Annotated in this window: 15 protein-coding genes; 10 read left to right on the top strand and 5 right to left on the bottom strand. The window is 68.8% G+C overall.

What is annotated here, in order from left to right:
- Positions 1-41: 41 nt before the first annotated feature.
- Positions 42-809, bottom strand: a complete 768-nt coding sequence (locus ACL9RL_RS07545) for an SDR family oxidoreductase (protein WP_422779616.1) — start codon at positions 807-809, stop codon at positions 42-44.
- A gap of 56 nt (positions 810-865) precedes the next feature.
- Positions 866-1,756, bottom strand: coding sequence for an IclR family transcriptional regulator (locus ACL9RL_RS07540; protein ID WP_422779615.1), 891 nt, complete (start codon positions 1,754-1,756; stop codon positions 866-868).
- Between the two features lie 162 nt (positions 1,757-1,918).
- On the opposite strand from ACL9RL_RS07540, the gene ACL9RL_RS07535 reads away from it, so the two are divergent.
- From ACL9RL_RS07535 to ACL9RL_RS07490, 10 genes are all read left to right on the top strand, one after another.
- Positions 1,919-2,560 (top strand): ABC transporter permease, encoded by a 642-nt coding sequence (locus ACL9RL_RS07535; protein ID WP_422779846.1) that lies wholly within the window; start codon positions 1,919-1,921, stop codon positions 2,558-2,560.
- Positions 2,553-3,635 (top strand): ABC transporter ATP-binding protein, encoded by a 1,083-nt coding sequence (locus ACL9RL_RS07530; RefSeq protein WP_422779614.1) that lies wholly within the window; start codon positions 2,553-2,555, stop codon positions 3,633-3,635. The genes ACL9RL_RS07535 and ACL9RL_RS07530 overlap by 8 nt, the downstream gene beginning before the upstream one ends.
- A 1-nt stretch (position 3,636) precedes the next feature.
- A complete protein-coding gene (locus tag ACL9RL_RS07525) occupies positions 3,637-4,422 on the top strand; it encodes an ABC transporter permease (RefSeq protein WP_422779613.1) in 786 nt (261 codons plus the stop codon).
- Between the two features lie 98 nt (positions 4,423-4,520).
- Entirely contained in the window at positions 4,521-5,459 is a 939-nt protein-coding gene (locus ACL9RL_RS07520) for a glycine betaine ABC transporter substrate-binding protein (RefSeq protein ID WP_422779612.1), read from the top strand.
- A complete protein-coding gene (gene fae / locus ACL9RL_RS07515; protein ID WP_422779611.1) occupies positions 5,459-5,968 on the top strand; it encodes a formaldehyde-activating enzyme in 510 nt (169 codons plus the stop codon). The genes ACL9RL_RS07520 and fae overlap by 1 nt, the downstream gene beginning before the upstream one ends.
- A gap of 3 nt (positions 5,969-5,971) precedes the next feature.
- On the top strand, positions 5,972-7,075 hold the full coding sequence (locus tag ACL9RL_RS07510) for a mandelate racemase/muconate lactonizing enzyme family protein (protein ID WP_422779610.1): 1,104 nt from the start codon (positions 5,972-5,974) through the stop codon (positions 7,073-7,075).
- 110 nt (positions 7,076-7,185) lie between these two features.
- Positions 7,186-8,670, top strand: a complete 1,485-nt coding sequence (locus ACL9RL_RS07505) for an aldehyde dehydrogenase family protein (protein WP_422779609.1) — start codon at positions 7,186-7,188, stop codon at positions 8,668-8,670.
- Positions 8,671-8,873: 203 nt separating this feature from the next.
- On the top strand, positions 8,874-9,842 hold the full coding sequence (locus ACL9RL_RS07500; protein ID WP_422779608.1) for an NAD(P)-dependent oxidoreductase: 969 nt from the start codon (positions 8,874-8,876) through the stop codon (positions 9,840-9,842).
- Positions 9,839-11,080: an iron-containing alcohol dehydrogenase family protein gene (locus tag ACL9RL_RS07495; RefSeq protein WP_422779607.1), complete on the top strand. Its 1,242-nt coding sequence runs from the start codon at positions 9,839-9,841 to the stop codon at positions 11,078-11,080. Before ACL9RL_RS07500 ends, ACL9RL_RS07495 begins: the two co-directional genes overlap by 4 nt.
- A gap of 2 nt (positions 11,081-11,082) precedes the next feature.
- Complete coding sequence (locus tag ACL9RL_RS07490; RefSeq protein WP_422779606.1) at positions 11,083-12,567, top strand: NAD-dependent succinate-semialdehyde dehydrogenase; 1,485 nt, start codon at positions 11,083-11,085, stop codon at positions 12,565-12,567.
- Between the two features lie 197 nt (positions 12,568-12,764).
- On the opposite strand, the gene ACL9RL_RS07485 is transcribed toward ACL9RL_RS07490, so the two are convergent.
- From ACL9RL_RS07485 to ACL9RL_RS07475, 3 genes are all read right to left on the bottom strand, one after another.
- Positions 12,765-13,031: a GlsB/YeaQ/YmgE family stress response membrane protein gene (locus tag ACL9RL_RS07485; protein WP_422779605.1), complete on the bottom strand. Its 267-nt coding sequence runs from the start codon at positions 13,029-13,031 to the stop codon at positions 12,765-12,767.
- A 108-nt stretch (positions 13,032-13,139) separates the two neighbouring features.
- Entirely contained in the window at positions 13,140-13,310 is a 171-nt protein-coding gene (locus tag ACL9RL_RS07480; RefSeq protein ID WP_422779604.1) for a CsbD family protein, read from the bottom strand.
- Positions 13,311-13,720: 410 nt separating this feature from the next.
- Positions 13,721-14,512, bottom strand: coding sequence for a DUF3320 domain-containing protein (locus ACL9RL_RS07475; RefSeq protein ID WP_422779603.1), 792 nt, complete (start codon positions 14,510-14,512; stop codon positions 13,721-13,723).
- Positions 14,513-14,608: the final 96 nt, after the last annotated feature.

The following is a 14,608-nucleotide window of genomic DNA, read 5'->3' as shown; positions in this document are numbered from 1 at the left end:
GGAACAGCCACGAGTGACAGTTCGCGGGCAGAGGCGGGTGGCTAGTGGGCGAGGTAGCCTCCGTCGACCGGGAGGGTGATGCCGGTGACGTAAGCGGAGGCGTCCGAGGCGAGGAAGACGGTGGCGCCGGCGAGGTCGGACGGACGCCCCCAGCGGGCCATCGGGATGCGGGAACGGATGAGCTCGTGGGAGGCCGGATCGGCGTGTGTCGGCCCGGTGAGTTCCGTGGTGATGTAGCCGGGTGCGATCGCGTTGACGGTCACACCGTGCGGCGCCCACTCGTCGGAGAGCGTGCGGACGACTCCCGAGATCCCGGACTTCGCGGCGGCGTATGAGACGGCGCCTGCGCCGGACAGGAACGACATCAGCGATGCGGTGAACACGATGCGCCCCGAGCCGCGCTCGACCATCCCTCGCCCCAGCCCACGAGCCAGGCGGAACGGGGCACTCAGGTCGATCTCCAGCACGGCGTCCCAGTCGTCATCGGCATGTTCCAGGGCGGCGGACCGCCGCACGATGCCAGCGTTGTTGATCAGGATGTCGACCGGGCGGCCGTCGGACAGGCGGCGGACGAGTGCATCCACCGCCGCCCGATCACCCAGATCGCATCGCTCGGCGATGAACCGCCGACCGACCGCGCGCACGGCGGCACCCGTGTCACCGCCGTCATCAGGGATCGAACGGGAGACGCCGATGACATCCGCCCCTGCGGAGGCGAGCGCGACCGCCATCGCGGCGCCGATCCCCCGGTCGGCTCCCGTCACGACGGCGAGTCGACCGCCGAGGTCGAACAGGGCCGACGCATCCATCCCCGACGCCTCCACCCCCGGGGCGCTCGATTCATGCGTCGCAGAACCAGGTCCGCTCACGACCCGACCACCCGAGACCGCGGATCGGCGCCGAGCTCCTGCGACAGCTCGCCTGCGACCCGCGCGACGAGCGAGCCGAGCGCGTTGAGCTGCCCGCCGAGTCGCACCTTCGGGGCGCTCACGTTGATGGCGCCGACGACGCGGCCGCGGAAGTCGTGGATGGGTGCCGAAACACCGACGACGCCCAACTCGAACTCCTCGTCCACCATCGCGTAGCCGCGCTCGCGCACCCTGGCGAGCTCCGCCTGCAGCGATGCGAAGTCGGTCACGAGGATCTTGTCGCGGGCCGGGGTCGGGGTGAGCGAGGGCACCTCGCCCTGCACAACGGCGGCCGCCGGACCCGTCACGGGGTTGTCGTGGCCGTGCGCCGCGTACCATTCGCGGAGGTCGTCCTCAGGCCACTCGCTGATGAGGGCTCGGCCGGACGAGGTCTGCCAGGCGGCCGTCGCGACACCCTCCCAGCCGATGCCGCGGTAGGCGTAATCGCTCATCTCGCTCGCCAGGGTCAACACGCTGCCGCCGCGCAACACGCACAGGTGCGCGGTCTCGTGGGTCGCCGTCACGACCTTTCGCAGTGAGGAGCGCGCTTCACGGACGAGGCGGGACTCCATCGTCCGTGCCGCGAGGGCGTAGAGCTGATAGCCGAGCCGGTAGTTGTGGGTCACGGAGTCGCGATCCACGATCCCGGCCTCCGCGAGCGTCGCGAGGCTGCGGGAGACGATCCCCTTGTCCCGCCCGACGAGCTCGGCGACCCGGACGACACCAAGTCCGTCCTGCTGCTCCGCCTCAGGCGATCCGAGCACCTGGAGCAGCTCGAGGTCGCGTCTGAGTCCCGCTGAATTGCGTCTGGGTCCCTCGGGGCCGACGCCGACGACTGTGTTCGACATGGCAGCATCCTAAACACGTGGTTGCCATATGCACAACCCATGTTGCGCAAATAATAACCGTCGCCGTAGAGTTCCCGGTGTCACACTCCCGTCGCACGAGCGGCGGATCCCCTCAAAGACGAGTACGGAGGCCCATCGGTGACCACATTCGATCTCGACGGCCTGTTCCGCTTCTGGAGCAGGCGCTGGGACGACATCCTGGAGCTCGTCGGACAGCACCTGGCGGTCGTCGCGATGTCGCTCGCCATCGCCATGGTCGTCGGCATCGGCATCGGCCTCATCGTCTGGAACCGGCCGGTGCCGCGCTCGTTCACGATCGCAGCAGCCGGTGTCGCGCTGACCATCCCGTCGCTCGCGCTCCTCGCGCTCATCACCCCCGTCTTCGGGCTGGGCTGGACGCCGACCGTCATCTCCCTCGTCTTCTACTCGCTGCTCCCCATCGTCCGGAACACGGTCGTCGGCCTGCGGGAGGTGCCGCCGGCGGTCATGGAAGCCGCACGAGGGATGGGGATGAGCCCCGCGAAGGTGCTCTTCAGCATCCAACTCCCGATGGCGTGGCCCATCATCCTCACCGGCGTCCGGGTCGCAGCGCAGCTGACGATCGGCATCGCCGCGATCGCCGCATATGTCGCTGGGCCGGGGCTCGGACAGTTCATCTTCCAGGGGCTGTCGTCGCTCGGCTCCAAGAACGCACTCAACTTCGCGCTGACCGGAACGCTCGGCGTGATCATCCTGGCGCTCATCGTCGACGCGCTCTTCGTCCTGATTACCCGCTACACCACCTCGAGGGGGCTCCGTGCCTGAGTCAACGAACACCGCCATCAACGCCATCGCCAGCCAGACCGGCGGCGCGAGCATCGTGCTCGACCGGGTCACGAAGGTGTACCCCGGCCAGGCGGCTCCTGCCGTCGAGGACTTCTCGATGACGGTCGAACCGGGTGAACTCGTGATGTTCGTCGGCCCGTCCGGATGCGGCAAGACGACGACCATGAAGATGGTCAACCGGATCATCGAGCCGACGTCCGGTTCGATCTCGATCGACGGTCGCGACGTCCTGTCGCTCGACCCGAACGAGCTGCGCCGGCACATCGGCTACGTCATCCAGCAGATCGGCCTGTTCCCGCACATGACGATCGCAGAGAACATCTCGGTCGTCCCGAAGCTCCTCGGCTGGACGAAGCAGCGGACGGCCGACCGGGTCGATGAGCTGCTCCAGACCGTGCAGCTCGACCCCGGCGTGTTCGCCGGCCGTTACCCGAAGCAGTTGTCCGGTGGCCAGCAGCAGCGCGTCGGCGTCGCGAGGGCCCTGGCGGCCGACCCGCCCGTTATGTTGATGGACGAGCCGTTCGGCGCCACTGACCCGATCACGCGCGAGAAGCTGCAGGCGGAGTTCCTGCGGTTGCAGGCGAGCATCGGGAAGTCGATCATCTTCGTCACGCACGACTTCGACGAGGCCGTGAAGCTGGGTGACCGGATCGCGGTGCTGAGCGAGCGGAGCAGCATCGAGCAGTTCGACACGCCGGCGAATATCCTCGCCAACCCGGCGAACGACTACGTGTCCTCCTTCATCGGGAAGGGCGCGGCGCTCAAGCGTCTTGGCCTCATCCCGGTGAGCGCCGCGCGGCTCGGACCCGCCGCCGCTGCGACCGGAGCCGCTGCGGCGATCACGGTCGGACCGGACGACAGTCTCCGCGATGCGCTCGACGCACTCGTGCTCATCGGCAGCTCGACGATCGGCGTGGCCGAGAACGGCCGCATCGTCGGTTCCCTCGACATCGAGCGGATCTCCGAAGCCCTCGGAGCGGAACTGCCGGCGGCCGGATCAGCCAGCGCAGCCGGGGCAGCCGGGGCGGCCGGAACCGCCGCAACGGGAGCCTGACATGACCGTCGAATCCGCAACCCAGGCGATCGCCACGGCGAACCGGCTCCCGGACGAGCGCGGCCGGTTCCGCATCCTCAAGCGCTTCACGACGCCGATCGTGGTCGTGGTGGTCCTCGCGCTCCTGCTCCTGTGGGTCTCGTCGCTCAGCCTCGACTCGATCGAGCAGCGCACGCTCAACTGGACGTACATCACCCTCCGCGTCGGCGAGCACCTGAGCCTCACGGTCGTCGCCTCCGCGCTCGTCGCCGTCCTCGCGATCCCCACGGGCATCCTGCTCAGCCGCACCCGGTCGCGGGCGCTGCGCGGCACGATCCTCGGCATCGCGAACGTCGGGCAGGCGACTCCGGCCGTCGGTGTCGTCATCCTGCTCGCGATCGTCTGGCAGACGGGATACACGACCGCGCTCGTCGCCCTCGTCATCTACGCCTTCCTGCCGGTGCTGCGGAACACGATGATCGGCCTGCAGCAGGTCGACGCGAACGTCCGTGAATCCGCACGCGGCATGGGGATGACGCCCAACCAGGTCCTGCTGCGCATCGAACTCCCGCTCGCCGTGCCGGTGATCCTGGCCGGGCTGCGGACCTCGCTCGTGTTCTGTGTCGGTGTCGCGACGATCGCCACCTTCATCAACGCGGGCGGCCTCGGCGACATGATCGTCAACGGCCTCAAACTGCAGCGCTTCCCCGTTCTTGTGGTCGGCGCCGTCCTCGTGGCGTGCATCGCCCTCCTGATCGACTGGCTCGCCGGCATCGCGGAGGACCTCCTCAAGCCGAAGGGCATCTAGCGGCGGATCTCCGGACCTGCCCGGCGAGCACGGCCCGCCACTCGCACGCTCACAGCTTCACCCGAACACCCGTCACCCCATCCACCAAGGAGCACTCAATGAAGAAACGCACCGTCCTCTCCCTCATCGGCCTCGCAGCCGCCGGTGTCCTCGCCCTGTCCGCCTGTTCGAGCGGCGGCGCAGCCGATGCCGGCAGCAAGGGCAGCGACCTCGACGGCCTGTCCGGCGACATCGGAGCGAAGGACTTCTCCGAGCAGTTCATCCTCGCCCACCTCACCAGCCAGCTGCTCAACGCCCACGGCGCAGACACCAAGGCCAACACGAAGCTCGTCGGCTCGGCCAACGTCCGCGCGGCCCTCGAGAGCGATGCGTTCCTCGGCTACTGGGAGTACACCGGCACGTCCTGGATCACCTACAACGGCAACACCACGCCGGTCCAGGGCGCGGAAGCCCAGTTCACGGCGACGAAGGAGGCCGACGCGAAGAACGGCATCGCCTGGCTCGACCCGGCCCCCCTCAACAACACCTACGCGTTCGCGATCCGCGCCGACAAGGCGAAGGAGCTCGGTGTGAAGACACTCAGCGACATCGCGAAGCTGCCCGCCTCCGAGCAGACGTTCTGCATCGAGAGCGAGTTCTCGACGCGTGATGACGGCTGGCCGGGACTCAAGGCGGCGTACGGCATCAACGTCCCGGACTCGAACGTCGCCCTGCTCGACACCGGCGTCATCTACACGGCGACCCAGAAGGGCGCGGACTGCAACTTCGGCGAGGTCTTCCAGACCGACGGCCGCATCCCGGCCCTCGACCTCGTCGTGATGCAGGACGACAAGGAGTTCTTCCCCGTCTACCAGGGTGCGTTCACGCTCAAGCAGACGACGCTCGACAAGTACCCGGCGATCGCCGAGATCCTCGCACCGCTCTCCAAGCTCCTCACCACCGAGGAGATGCAGAAGCTGAACGCCCAGGCCGATGTCGACGGTGACGACCCGGCCGACATCGCGACCGACTGGCTCAAGGAACAGGGGCTCATCTGATGCCACAACTCACCCAGATCGGCGAGAGCTTCGTCGGCGACGGTGTGAACGCCGCACACATCAACACCGTCCTCGGACATCGGGACGGTCCGGCGGGGGTGGCGTGGGCGACCGCGCTCGCCACCCCGAGCGCGGGGCATGTGCCCTTCGTGGCCGTGCTGCGCCCATCGCTCCCGGTGAAGCCGCTCACGCTCTTCGTCACGAAGGCCGCTCCGGCGGATGATGCGCACGGGCTCCTCATCTGGGGGCCTGCGCAGGCGGGCGTCGCGGCGGGAGTCGCCGACGCCGTCGCCGAGGGCATCATCAGCGAGGAGCAGGCGGACACGCACGTGATCATCGCCGCCGTCTGGGTGAACCCGGGGGCCGATGACGCCGATGCGGTCTACGAGCACAACCGGACGTCCACGCGGACCGCGTTGGCGAACGGTGCGGCATCGCTGCCGCTGACCGCCGACGTGATCGCCGCCCGCGACGCCCCGTCGAATCCGTTCTACACACCGAAGGCCTGAACCATGAAGATCACCGCCATCCGGCTCACCCGGATGATCCTGCCCCTCGATCCGCCGTTCAACGCGTCCTGGGACCCGGAGCCGCGCACCTCGTTCGCGGCGACCCTCGTGACCGTCGAGACCGATGCCGGCGTCGTCGGCTACGGCTCCGGCGACACGATGGACGGGTTCGAGGCGTACGAGCACCTGTTCATCGGCACGGATCCGATGCAGATCATCAACCAGGTGCGCCGCATCGAGACGATCAACTTCCACGGCGGCCGCTACTGGCCGTTGGAAGCGGCGCTGTGGGACATCATCGGGCAGGTCGCCGGCCTCCCGGTCAGCGTCCTGTTCGGTGGGGCGCGCGATCGGCTGCCGGTGTACGCGTCGAGCGGTGAGCTGCAGGGGCCGGAGCAGCGGGCGCAGTCGGTGCTCGCGGCGAAGGAGCTCGGCTTCAAGGCGGTGAAGATCCGGATCGCACGGGATCGGCTGGCCGAGGGCATCGCATCGGTCAGGGCCGCTCGTGAGGCGGTCGGACCGGACTTCGATCTGATGGTCGACCTCAACCAGATGTGGCGCATGTCGGGAGACATCGATGCCGCACTGCCGCTCGCGAAGGTCCAGCGGGTCGCGGCGCAGCTGCGCGAGCTGGACGTGCTGTGGCTCGAGGAGCCGCTGCCGCAGGTCGACGTGACCGGCGCGCAGCGGGTCCGAGCGCAGACGGGCATCCAGATCGCGGGCGGTGAGATGGTCCGGAGTCTCAGCGAGATGATGGCGCTCATCGAGGCCGATGCGTTCGACGTGTACCAGCCGGATGTCGCGTTGGCGGTAGGGATGTATCGGGCCAGGCTCGTCGCCGAGTCCGCGAACCTGCGGCATCGTCTCTTCACGCCGCACACCTGGAGCAACGGGCTCGGTCTGCTCGCGAACCTCCACGTCGCCGCCGGCGTCGATGCCGGACCGTACCTCGAGTACCCGTTCGACCCGCCCGGGTGGACGCCTGAGCGCCGCGACTTCTTTATGGAGCCGTTGCGGATCGATGCGGACGGGACGCTCGCCGTGCCGGATGCGCCGGGCCTCGGTGTGCAGATCGACTGGGACGCTGTGAAGGCCTACACGGTCTGAGCGCCGGTCCCTGAGCTTGTCGAAGGGCCCGACCTCCGGTCCCTGAGCTTGTCGAAGGGCCCGAACACCTCTCAACCCCCACCACCCCACGGAGTGAAGGACAACCACACATGAACCACTGGATCGAACGGGCTGCGGCACTCCGGCCGGAGACGCGCCTGTTCATCGACGGCGACTTCCGCGCAGCTGCGGACGGCGCCACCTTCGAGACGATCGCGCCCCGCGACGGCTCGGTCATCGCCTCGGTGAGTGCCGGTGGCGAAGCGGACATCGACGCAGCGGTGCGGGCGGCCGCGCGCGCGTTCGAGTCCGGCGTCTGGTCGCGTGCCGATCGTCGCGAACGGCAGAGGGTGCTCATCCGCCTGTCGGACCTGATGCTCGAGCATCTCGAGGAGCTGGCGTTGCTCGAATCGCTCGACTCCGGGCATCCCATCGGCGACTCGCTGCGGGTCGACGTGCCGAATGCGGCGCGGGTGTTCCGGTGGTACGCGGAGGCGATCGACAAGGTCTCGGACGAGGTCGCACCGGCGCCGGAGAACGCGCTTGCGTTGGTGACGCGGGAGGCGCTTGGGGTTGTCGGCGCCGTTGTGCCGTGGAATTATCCGCTCATCATCACGGCATGGAAGCTGGCGCCGGCGCTTGCGACGGGCAACTCGGTCGTCCTGAAGCCTGCCGAGCTCACGAGCTTGTCCGCGCTGAAGCTGGCGGAGTTGGCGGTCGAAGCTGGCGTTCCCGCCGGTGTGTTCAACGTGGTCCCCGGGTTGGGTCCGGTCGCCGGGCAGGCGCTGGGGCGGCATCCCCTCGTCGACAAGCTGACCTTCACCGGGTCGCCCGCCGTCGGCCGCGGATTCCTCACCTACGCCGGCGAATCCAACGGCAAGCAGGTGTCGCTGGAACTCGGCGGCAAGTCGCCGCAAGTGGTGCTCGCGGATGTCGCGGACATCGAGGCGTGCGCATCGGCTGTCGCGTGGGGCATCTTCTACAACGCCGGCCAGACCTGCCACGGTGGCAGCCGCCTCATCGTCGATGAGCGTGTGCACGATGAACTCGTCGACGCCGTACTGCGCGTCGGCCGGGGGCTCGTGCAGGGCGATCCGCTCGACGAGGCGACCCAGATCGGGACGATCGCGAGCGAACGCCAGCTGACACGAGTGCTGGACTACGTCGATGTCGCACGGTCCGAAGGGGCCGTGGTCCACGGCGGTTCGCAGCTGCGGCCGGACGGCCTCGAAGGCGGGTACTACGTCGAACCGACCGTGTTCGACCGCGTGGACAACGCCTCACGCATCGGCCGGGAGGAGATCTTCGGGCCGGCGCTGTCCGTCACCACGGTGTCGGGTGCCGAGGAGGCGATCCGGGTCGCGAACGAGTCCGAGTACGGGCTGGCTGCGAGCGTGTGGACGTCCGACCTCACGACCGCGCATCGTGCGGCCCGCTCCTTGCGCGCCGGCACCGTGTGGGTGAACACCTTCGACGTCGCCGACGTCATCACGCCGTTCGGCGGGTTCAAGGGGTCCGGTTCCGGCCGCGACCGTTCACTGCACGCCCTCGACTCCTACACCGCCCTCAAGACCACCTGGATCGACCTCGGCTGATCCTCGTGCGAGCGACGTTTTCGCCCGGTCCCTGGGCTTGTCGAAGGGCCCACCCCAGTCCCCTCATCACCTCCCACTTCGACAAGCTCAGTGACCGGTCCTGGTCCTCAGCGTCCGGTCCCGGTCCCTGAGCTTGTCGAAGGGCCCACTCCGTCTCCACCGGTCCCTGAGCTTGTCGAAGGGCCTCCCCGAATCGAGTCATCATGAACGCACCATCCCCTTCCCTCGACACCCCACCCCGTTCCGACGCCGCAGCCCCACCAGTGACCGTCGGCTTCATCGGCCTCGGCAACATGGGCTCCGGCATGACGCGCAACCTGCAGCAGGCCGGGTTCCCGCTCGTCGTCAACGACATCCGTCATGAATCCGCCGCCGACCTCATCGCCGGCGGTGCGATCTGGGCCGACACCGCCGCAGAGGTCGCCGCCGCGAGCGACGTCGTCATCACGATGCTCCCGACCCCACGCCACGTCGACGCGGTCGTCAACGGGCCGACCGGCATCCTCGCGGGGATCGCCGATGGCGGCACCTGGATCGACATGTCGACCTCCGTCCCCGATGTCGCGGATCGCGTCCGCGCGGATCACGCCCACCGCGGGCTGCACATCCTCGACGCCCCCGTGAGCGGCATGTCGGTCGGCGCGGCGAACGGCATGCTGCAGATCTTCGTCGGCGGCGACGCAGCAGACGTCACCCGCCTCCGTCCCGTCTTCGAGGCCATGGGCGACCCCGAGCGCATCCTCCACGTCGGGGCGAACGGCGCCGGCTACGCGGTCAAGCTCATGATCAACCAGCTGTGGTTCTCGCACCTCGTCGCGACGGCGGAGGTGCTCAGCATCGGGGTGAAGGCCGGTGTCGACCTCGACGTGCTCCGCGCATCGCTCGTCGCGAGTCCCGCCAACAGCAACTTCGTCCAGAACGACGTCCTGTCGATCCTCGATCACGGCGACTACGACGAGGGCTTCGCGATCGCCCTCGCCTGCAAGGACCTCGGGCTCTCGATCGACCTCGCCCGGTCGGTCGGCGTTCCGGCGGAGCTCTCCAGCCTGGTCGAGCAGATCTACCGCCGCGCGAAGGCGCAGTACGGCGACAAGGCGGGCGAGATGACGCCCGTGAAGCTCTACGAGGACCTCATCGGCACCGAACTGCGACTCGAAGGAGCCTCAGCATGACCATCCCCGCATCCCGTGCGGCCGGCATGCCCGGCGCATCGGCCACGTCCGGCACCGCACTCGCCCCGCTTCCGAAGCCGCTCGCTGAGACGGAGCTGACGCTCGACCCGAAGCCGATCGCGCACTTCGGTCGTGGCCGGGTCGCCGAGGTCGGTGCGCTCGTCGCCTCGACCGGCGCGCAGACGGCGCTCATCGTGACGGACCCGTTCCTCGCGGCCTCGCCCATCGTCACGAGTGTGCGTGAATCGCTCGAAGCGGCCGGCATCCTCGTCACCGTCTACGGCGGCGTGACGCCCAACCCGACCACGACGTGCGTCGACGAGGGCAGCGATGCCGCGGCAGCTGCAGGTGCCGGAGCGATCGTCGCCGTCGGCGGCGGCTCGTCGATGGACGCCGCGAAGGGGATCTCGCTCGGCGCGGTCAACCCGCAGCGCGGCGTCGACCTGGACTACACCTCCGACTTCGCGAACGAGGCGTTGCCGATCATCGCGATCCCCACGACCGCCGGGACGGGCGCCGAGGTCAACGCGTTCGGCGTCATCACCGATGTCGTCGGGCACCGGAAGTTCTACGTCGGCCACACGAGCGCGCTCGCCAGGGCCGCCATCCTCGACCCGGACCTGACCGTCGGGCTCCCGCCGTCGGCGACCGCCGCCACCGGGATGGATGCGCTCACGCACGCCCTCGAGTCCTACCTGTCCGTGCGGGCGAACCCGTACTCCGACGGCATCGCGCTCCAAGTGATCTCCACGGTGGCCGAGTACCTGCCGCGGGCCGTCGCGGACGGCACCGACATCGAGGCGCGTTCGGAGCTGCTGCTCGCGAGCCACGTCGCCGGCGTCGGGTTCTCGCACACGGGCCTCGGTCTCGTGCACGGCATCGCCCACCCGCTCGGCGGTCAGTTCAACATCCCGCACGGCCTCGCGTTGTGCATCGTGATCGAGGACGTCCTGCGCTTCTCGCTCCCGGTCCGTGAGGCGCGCTTGGCACGCGTCGCGTTCGCACTGGGGGTCGGTGACACCGCGGCGTCGGTCCAGGCGAACGCCGAGGCCGCGATCGTCGCCGTCGCGTCGCTCGCCGAGGCGGTCGGGATGAGCGCTCCGCTGTCGCAGTTCGGTGTCACGGAAGCGGCGCTCGCATCGCTCGCCGCCGACACCCTCGCCGACGCCGTCACCGTCAACACCCCGCTGCAGCCGACCGCCGACGACGTCATCGGCATCCTCCGAAAGGCACTGTGACCATGACTTCCATCACCCCGGCCGATGAGCGTGCGCTCCTCGATTCCCTGCCGACCGGTCTGCTGATCGGCGGTGAGTGGCGCTCGGCTTCCGATGGCGCCACCTTCGCCGTGACCGATCCGTCGACGGGCGACACGCTCCTCGAGATCGCCGATGCGTCTCCTGCAGACGGTGAAGCCGCCCTGGCCGCCGCCGATGCCGCGCAGCGCGACTGGGCTCGCACGGGGCCTCGCGACCGTGCAGAGATCCTGCGTCGTGCGTTCGATGCAGTCACCGCCCGCGCCGACGACTTCGCCCTCCTCATGACGCTCGAGATGGGCAAGCCGCTCGCCGAGTCGCGGGGCGAGGTCGCGTACGGCGCGGAGTTCCTCCGCTGGTTCTCCGAGGAGACCGCACGGATCTCCGGGCGGTTCGCGACGGCGCCGGACGGCAAGAGTCGCCTGCTCGTGACGAAGCGTCCCGTCGGGCCGAGCCTGTTCATCACGCCGTGGAACTTCCCGTTGGCGATGGCGACGCGCAAGATCGCTCCCGCCATCGCCGCCGGTTGCACGATGGTGTTGAAGCCGGCCGCTCTGACGCCGCTCACCTCGCTGCTCTTCGCGCAGGTGCTGCAGGAGGCCGGGCTGCCCGCCGGGGTGCTCAACGTCGTGCAGACGACGAAGGCCGGGGCCGTCACGGGTCCGCTCATCAAGGACGCACGGCTGCGGAAGCTGTCCTTCACGGGGTCGACCGAGGTCGGTCGTCGACTCATCGCCGATGCCGCGGAGCAGGTCCTTCGGGTGTCGATGGAGCTCGGCGGCAACGCGCCGTTCCTGGTGTTCGAGGACGCCGACGTCGACAAGGCCGTGGACGGTGCGATGCTCGCCAAGCTCCGCAACGGCGGTGAGGCGTGCACGGCCGCGAACCGGCTCATCGTCCACCGATCGGTCCTTGACGAGTTTACCGAGAAGCTCGTCGCTCGGATGCGCGAGCACACGGTTGCACGTGGAACGGACCCGTCGTCGAAGATCGGCCCGCTCGTCGACGAGGGCACGCGTGAGAAGGTGCACGAGCTCGTGGAGGCCTCCGTCGCCGCGGGCGCCACGCTCGCCCTCGGCGGACGTGCGGTCCCCGGGGCTGGCTACTTCTACGAACCGACCGTGCTCACCGGCGTGCCGGCCGATGCGCGGATCCTGCACGAGGAGATCTTCGGACCGGTGGCTCCCATCATCGCGTTCGACACGGAGGAGGAGGCGATCCGGCTGGCGAACGACACCGAGTTCGGTCTCGTCGCGTACGCGTTCACGCGTGATCTCAACCGGGCCCTGCGCCTCTCGGAGGAGCTGGAAGTGGGCATGTTCGGCGTCAACACGGGCATCGTCTCGAACCCGGCCGCGCCGTTCGGAGGCGTCAAGCAGTCCGGCCTCGGCCGTGAGGGCGGCTTCGAGGGCATCGAGGAGTACCTCGAGACCCGCTACGTCGGCATCGCGGACCCCTTCGCCCCCTGACCGTCCCCGTCCCGCCGCCGTCCCCCGCTCCCAGCCCGCGAACTGTCACTTGTGGCTGTTCTGACGGCCTGAAAACGGCCACTGCTGCCAGCTCGCGAGCTGTCAGCAGTGGCCGTTCTGCCGTGCCGAGAACCGCCACGAGTGTCAGCTCGCGAGCTGAGGGCGGGGCGGCGGGACGGTCGGTTGGCGGTGCGGGACTAGGCGGTCTTGCGGCGTCCGACGATCGCGCCGTAGATGAGCAGCACGATGATCGAACCACCGATCGCGAGCGCCCACGTGGCGAGGGAGAAGAACTCCTGCAGGTTCACGCCGAAGAGCGCACCGCCGATCCATCCACCGAGCAACGCGCCGACGACGCCGAGCAGCAGCGTGACGAACCAACCGCCGCCCTGCTTACCGGGGAGGATCGCCTTCGCGATGGCGCCGGCGATGAGGCCGAGCAGCAGAAAACCAAGAAAACTCACAATGAACTCCGTGTGGGGTGCGGGCCATCACCGATGCGGGATGGCCGATGGGTGTCGGTTGACGAAGGAATGCCCCGCTTCGCAGCGGGGCATCCACGACGCGAGCTGCTACTTGAGGGAGTCCTTGACGTCCTCGACAGCCTTCTTGGCGCCGGCCTTCGCCTGGTCCGCCTTACCCTCGACGACCTTGCTGTCGTCTCCGGTGGCCTTGCCGTAGGCTTCCTTGGCCTTGCCGCCCAGATCTTCGGCGGCGTTCTTGATCTTGTCCGATGCACTCATGTGTGCCTCCTTTGTGTCCGGTCTGTTCCGGTCTACTGATGAGACGGAACTCGTGGACGATTCGTCACGATGTCCGCAGAAGTATTTCCGTGGACATCGCCGACGACCCTACGCGCCGCCACGGATGATGTCCCATCGGCCTCCGGGGGTTGACATCGGGTCCGCACTGGGCAAGATCGCGGGTTTCCCCCGATGCACGGAGCGCGAGGTGAGGCCAAGCTGTACCTGGTACCCACCCGAAACCCAGGGTGCGATCACGTACCGTCCCATCACCCGCCGGACTGCGGCATGACCACCGAACTGGTCGTGCCAGAATCCGGATGGCGGCGGTTTCCCGAACGTGGTCGCATCCGACGGTTCGGCGCTGCACTCCGGGCGTTCAGCAGCTCGCGGCTGCAGCGCGAGGCTGCTCAGGGGAGGCGCAGGGCGCCGTCGTCCTCGATGAATCGGCCGCGCACGATCGCCGCGGAGATCGCCAGGTCGAACCATCGCCGGGCTGATTCACCCAGCCGTCCGTAGCCGAGGAGGTCGGCTGTTCCGCGGATCGCGGTTTCGCGTTCCACCGGCGCCGGCACCGCAGCGCCGAGGACGATGACGATCGCGTTGGCGATCTCGACCGGGCTGATCTCGGTGATGGCGCGATCCTCGCGGCTGAGGGTGCGGCGCACGCCCGTCCACACCGTCGGATCGATGCCGGCAGGCCACACGAACCCGTCGACGACCGTCTGCGATGCGGTGATCACCGCGGCGACGTCCTGGCGGCGGGTGTCGCCGATCTGGTCGAATCCCAGCTTGCGTGCGACGGTGTAGACGAGGCGCAGTGTCGGGATGGGACCCTCGACCGCGAGCACGTCGGCGGCGAGACGCTCGATGACGGGGGTTGCGGCGTCGAGATCGTCGAGCAGCGCTTGGGAGGCGACGATGCTGTCATCGGCGACGGTGAAGTCGGGGATGGAAGCCGGGTCGGTGACGGTGGTTGCGGCGGCGTCGGCGGCGGCGGCGTCGGGGGCGGCGGGGGCAGCGGGGGCTTCGGGAGCGACCGGCCCTGCAACGACCGGCCCTGCGACATACACCTCTGCCACGACCGTCTCCGCGGCATCGCGGACACTGGAATCGATCTCAGTCGGAGCGATCGCCTCCGGCGCGTGTTTCTTGCGTCGGAACCATCCGGGCAGCCACCAGCGACGCTTTGTGACTGACATGGATCTCCTCGTGCTGGGCGGATGTGCTCACACAGACTACGAGTCAGCTGTCGTATTCAGGGCAAGCTCGCCGCCGAGTGCGATATGCGTCCGAGG

Source organism: Plantibacter sp. Mn2098, assembly GCF_049319745.1.
GTDB lineage: Bacteria > Actinomycetota > Actinomycetes > Actinomycetales > Microbacteriaceae > Plantibacter.
The sequence above is the reverse complement of the archived record's forward strand: the minus strand, read 5'-3'. Positions and strand labels throughout refer to the sequence as shown.

Bases quoted from the DNA above. Each gene is read 5' to 3' on its own strand.
- ACL9RL_RS07545 (WP_422779616.1), bottom strand. From the start codon at position 809: ATGGATGCGTCGGCCCTGTTCGACCTCGGCGGTCGACTCGCCGTCGTG.
- ACL9RL_RS07540 (WP_422779615.1), bottom strand. From the start codon at position 1,756: ATGTCGAACACAGTCGTCGGCGTCGGCCCCGAGGGACCCAGACGCAAT.
- ACL9RL_RS07525 (WP_422779613.1), top strand. From the start codon at position 3,637: ATGACCGTCGAATCCGCAACCCAGGCGATCGCCACGGCGAACCGGCTC.
- ACL9RL_RS07520 (WP_422779612.1), top strand. From the start codon at position 4,521: ATGAAGAAACGCACCGTCCTCTCCCTCATCGGCCTCGCAGCCGCCGGT.
- fae (WP_422779611.1), top strand. From the start codon at position 5,459: ATGCCACAACTCACCCAGATCGGCGAGAGCTTCGTCGGCGACGGTGTG.
- ACL9RL_RS07510 (WP_422779610.1), top strand. From the start codon at position 5,972: ATGAAGATCACCGCCATCCGGCTCACCCGGATGATCCTGCCCCTCGAT.
- ACL9RL_RS07505 (WP_422779609.1), top strand. From the start codon at position 7,186: ATGAACCACTGGATCGAACGGGCTGCGGCACTCCGGCCGGAGACGCGC.
- ACL9RL_RS07500 (WP_422779608.1), top strand. From the start codon at position 8,874: ATGAACGCACCATCCCCTTCCCTCGACACCCCACCCCGTTCCGACGCC.
- ACL9RL_RS07495 (WP_422779607.1), top strand. From the start codon at position 9,839: ATGACCATCCCCGCATCCCGTGCGGCCGGCATGCCCGGCGCATCGGCC.
- ACL9RL_RS07490 (WP_422779606.1), top strand. From the start codon at position 11,083: ATGACTTCCATCACCCCGGCCGATGAGCGTGCGCTCCTCGATTCCCTG.
- ACL9RL_RS07480 (WP_422779604.1), bottom strand. From the start codon at position 13,310: ATGAGTGCATCGGACAAGATCAAGAACGCCGCCGAAGATCTGGGCGGC.
- ACL9RL_RS07475 (WP_422779603.1), bottom strand. From the start codon at position 14,512: ATGTCAGTCACAAAGCGTCGCTGGTGGCTGCCCGGATGGTTCCGACGC.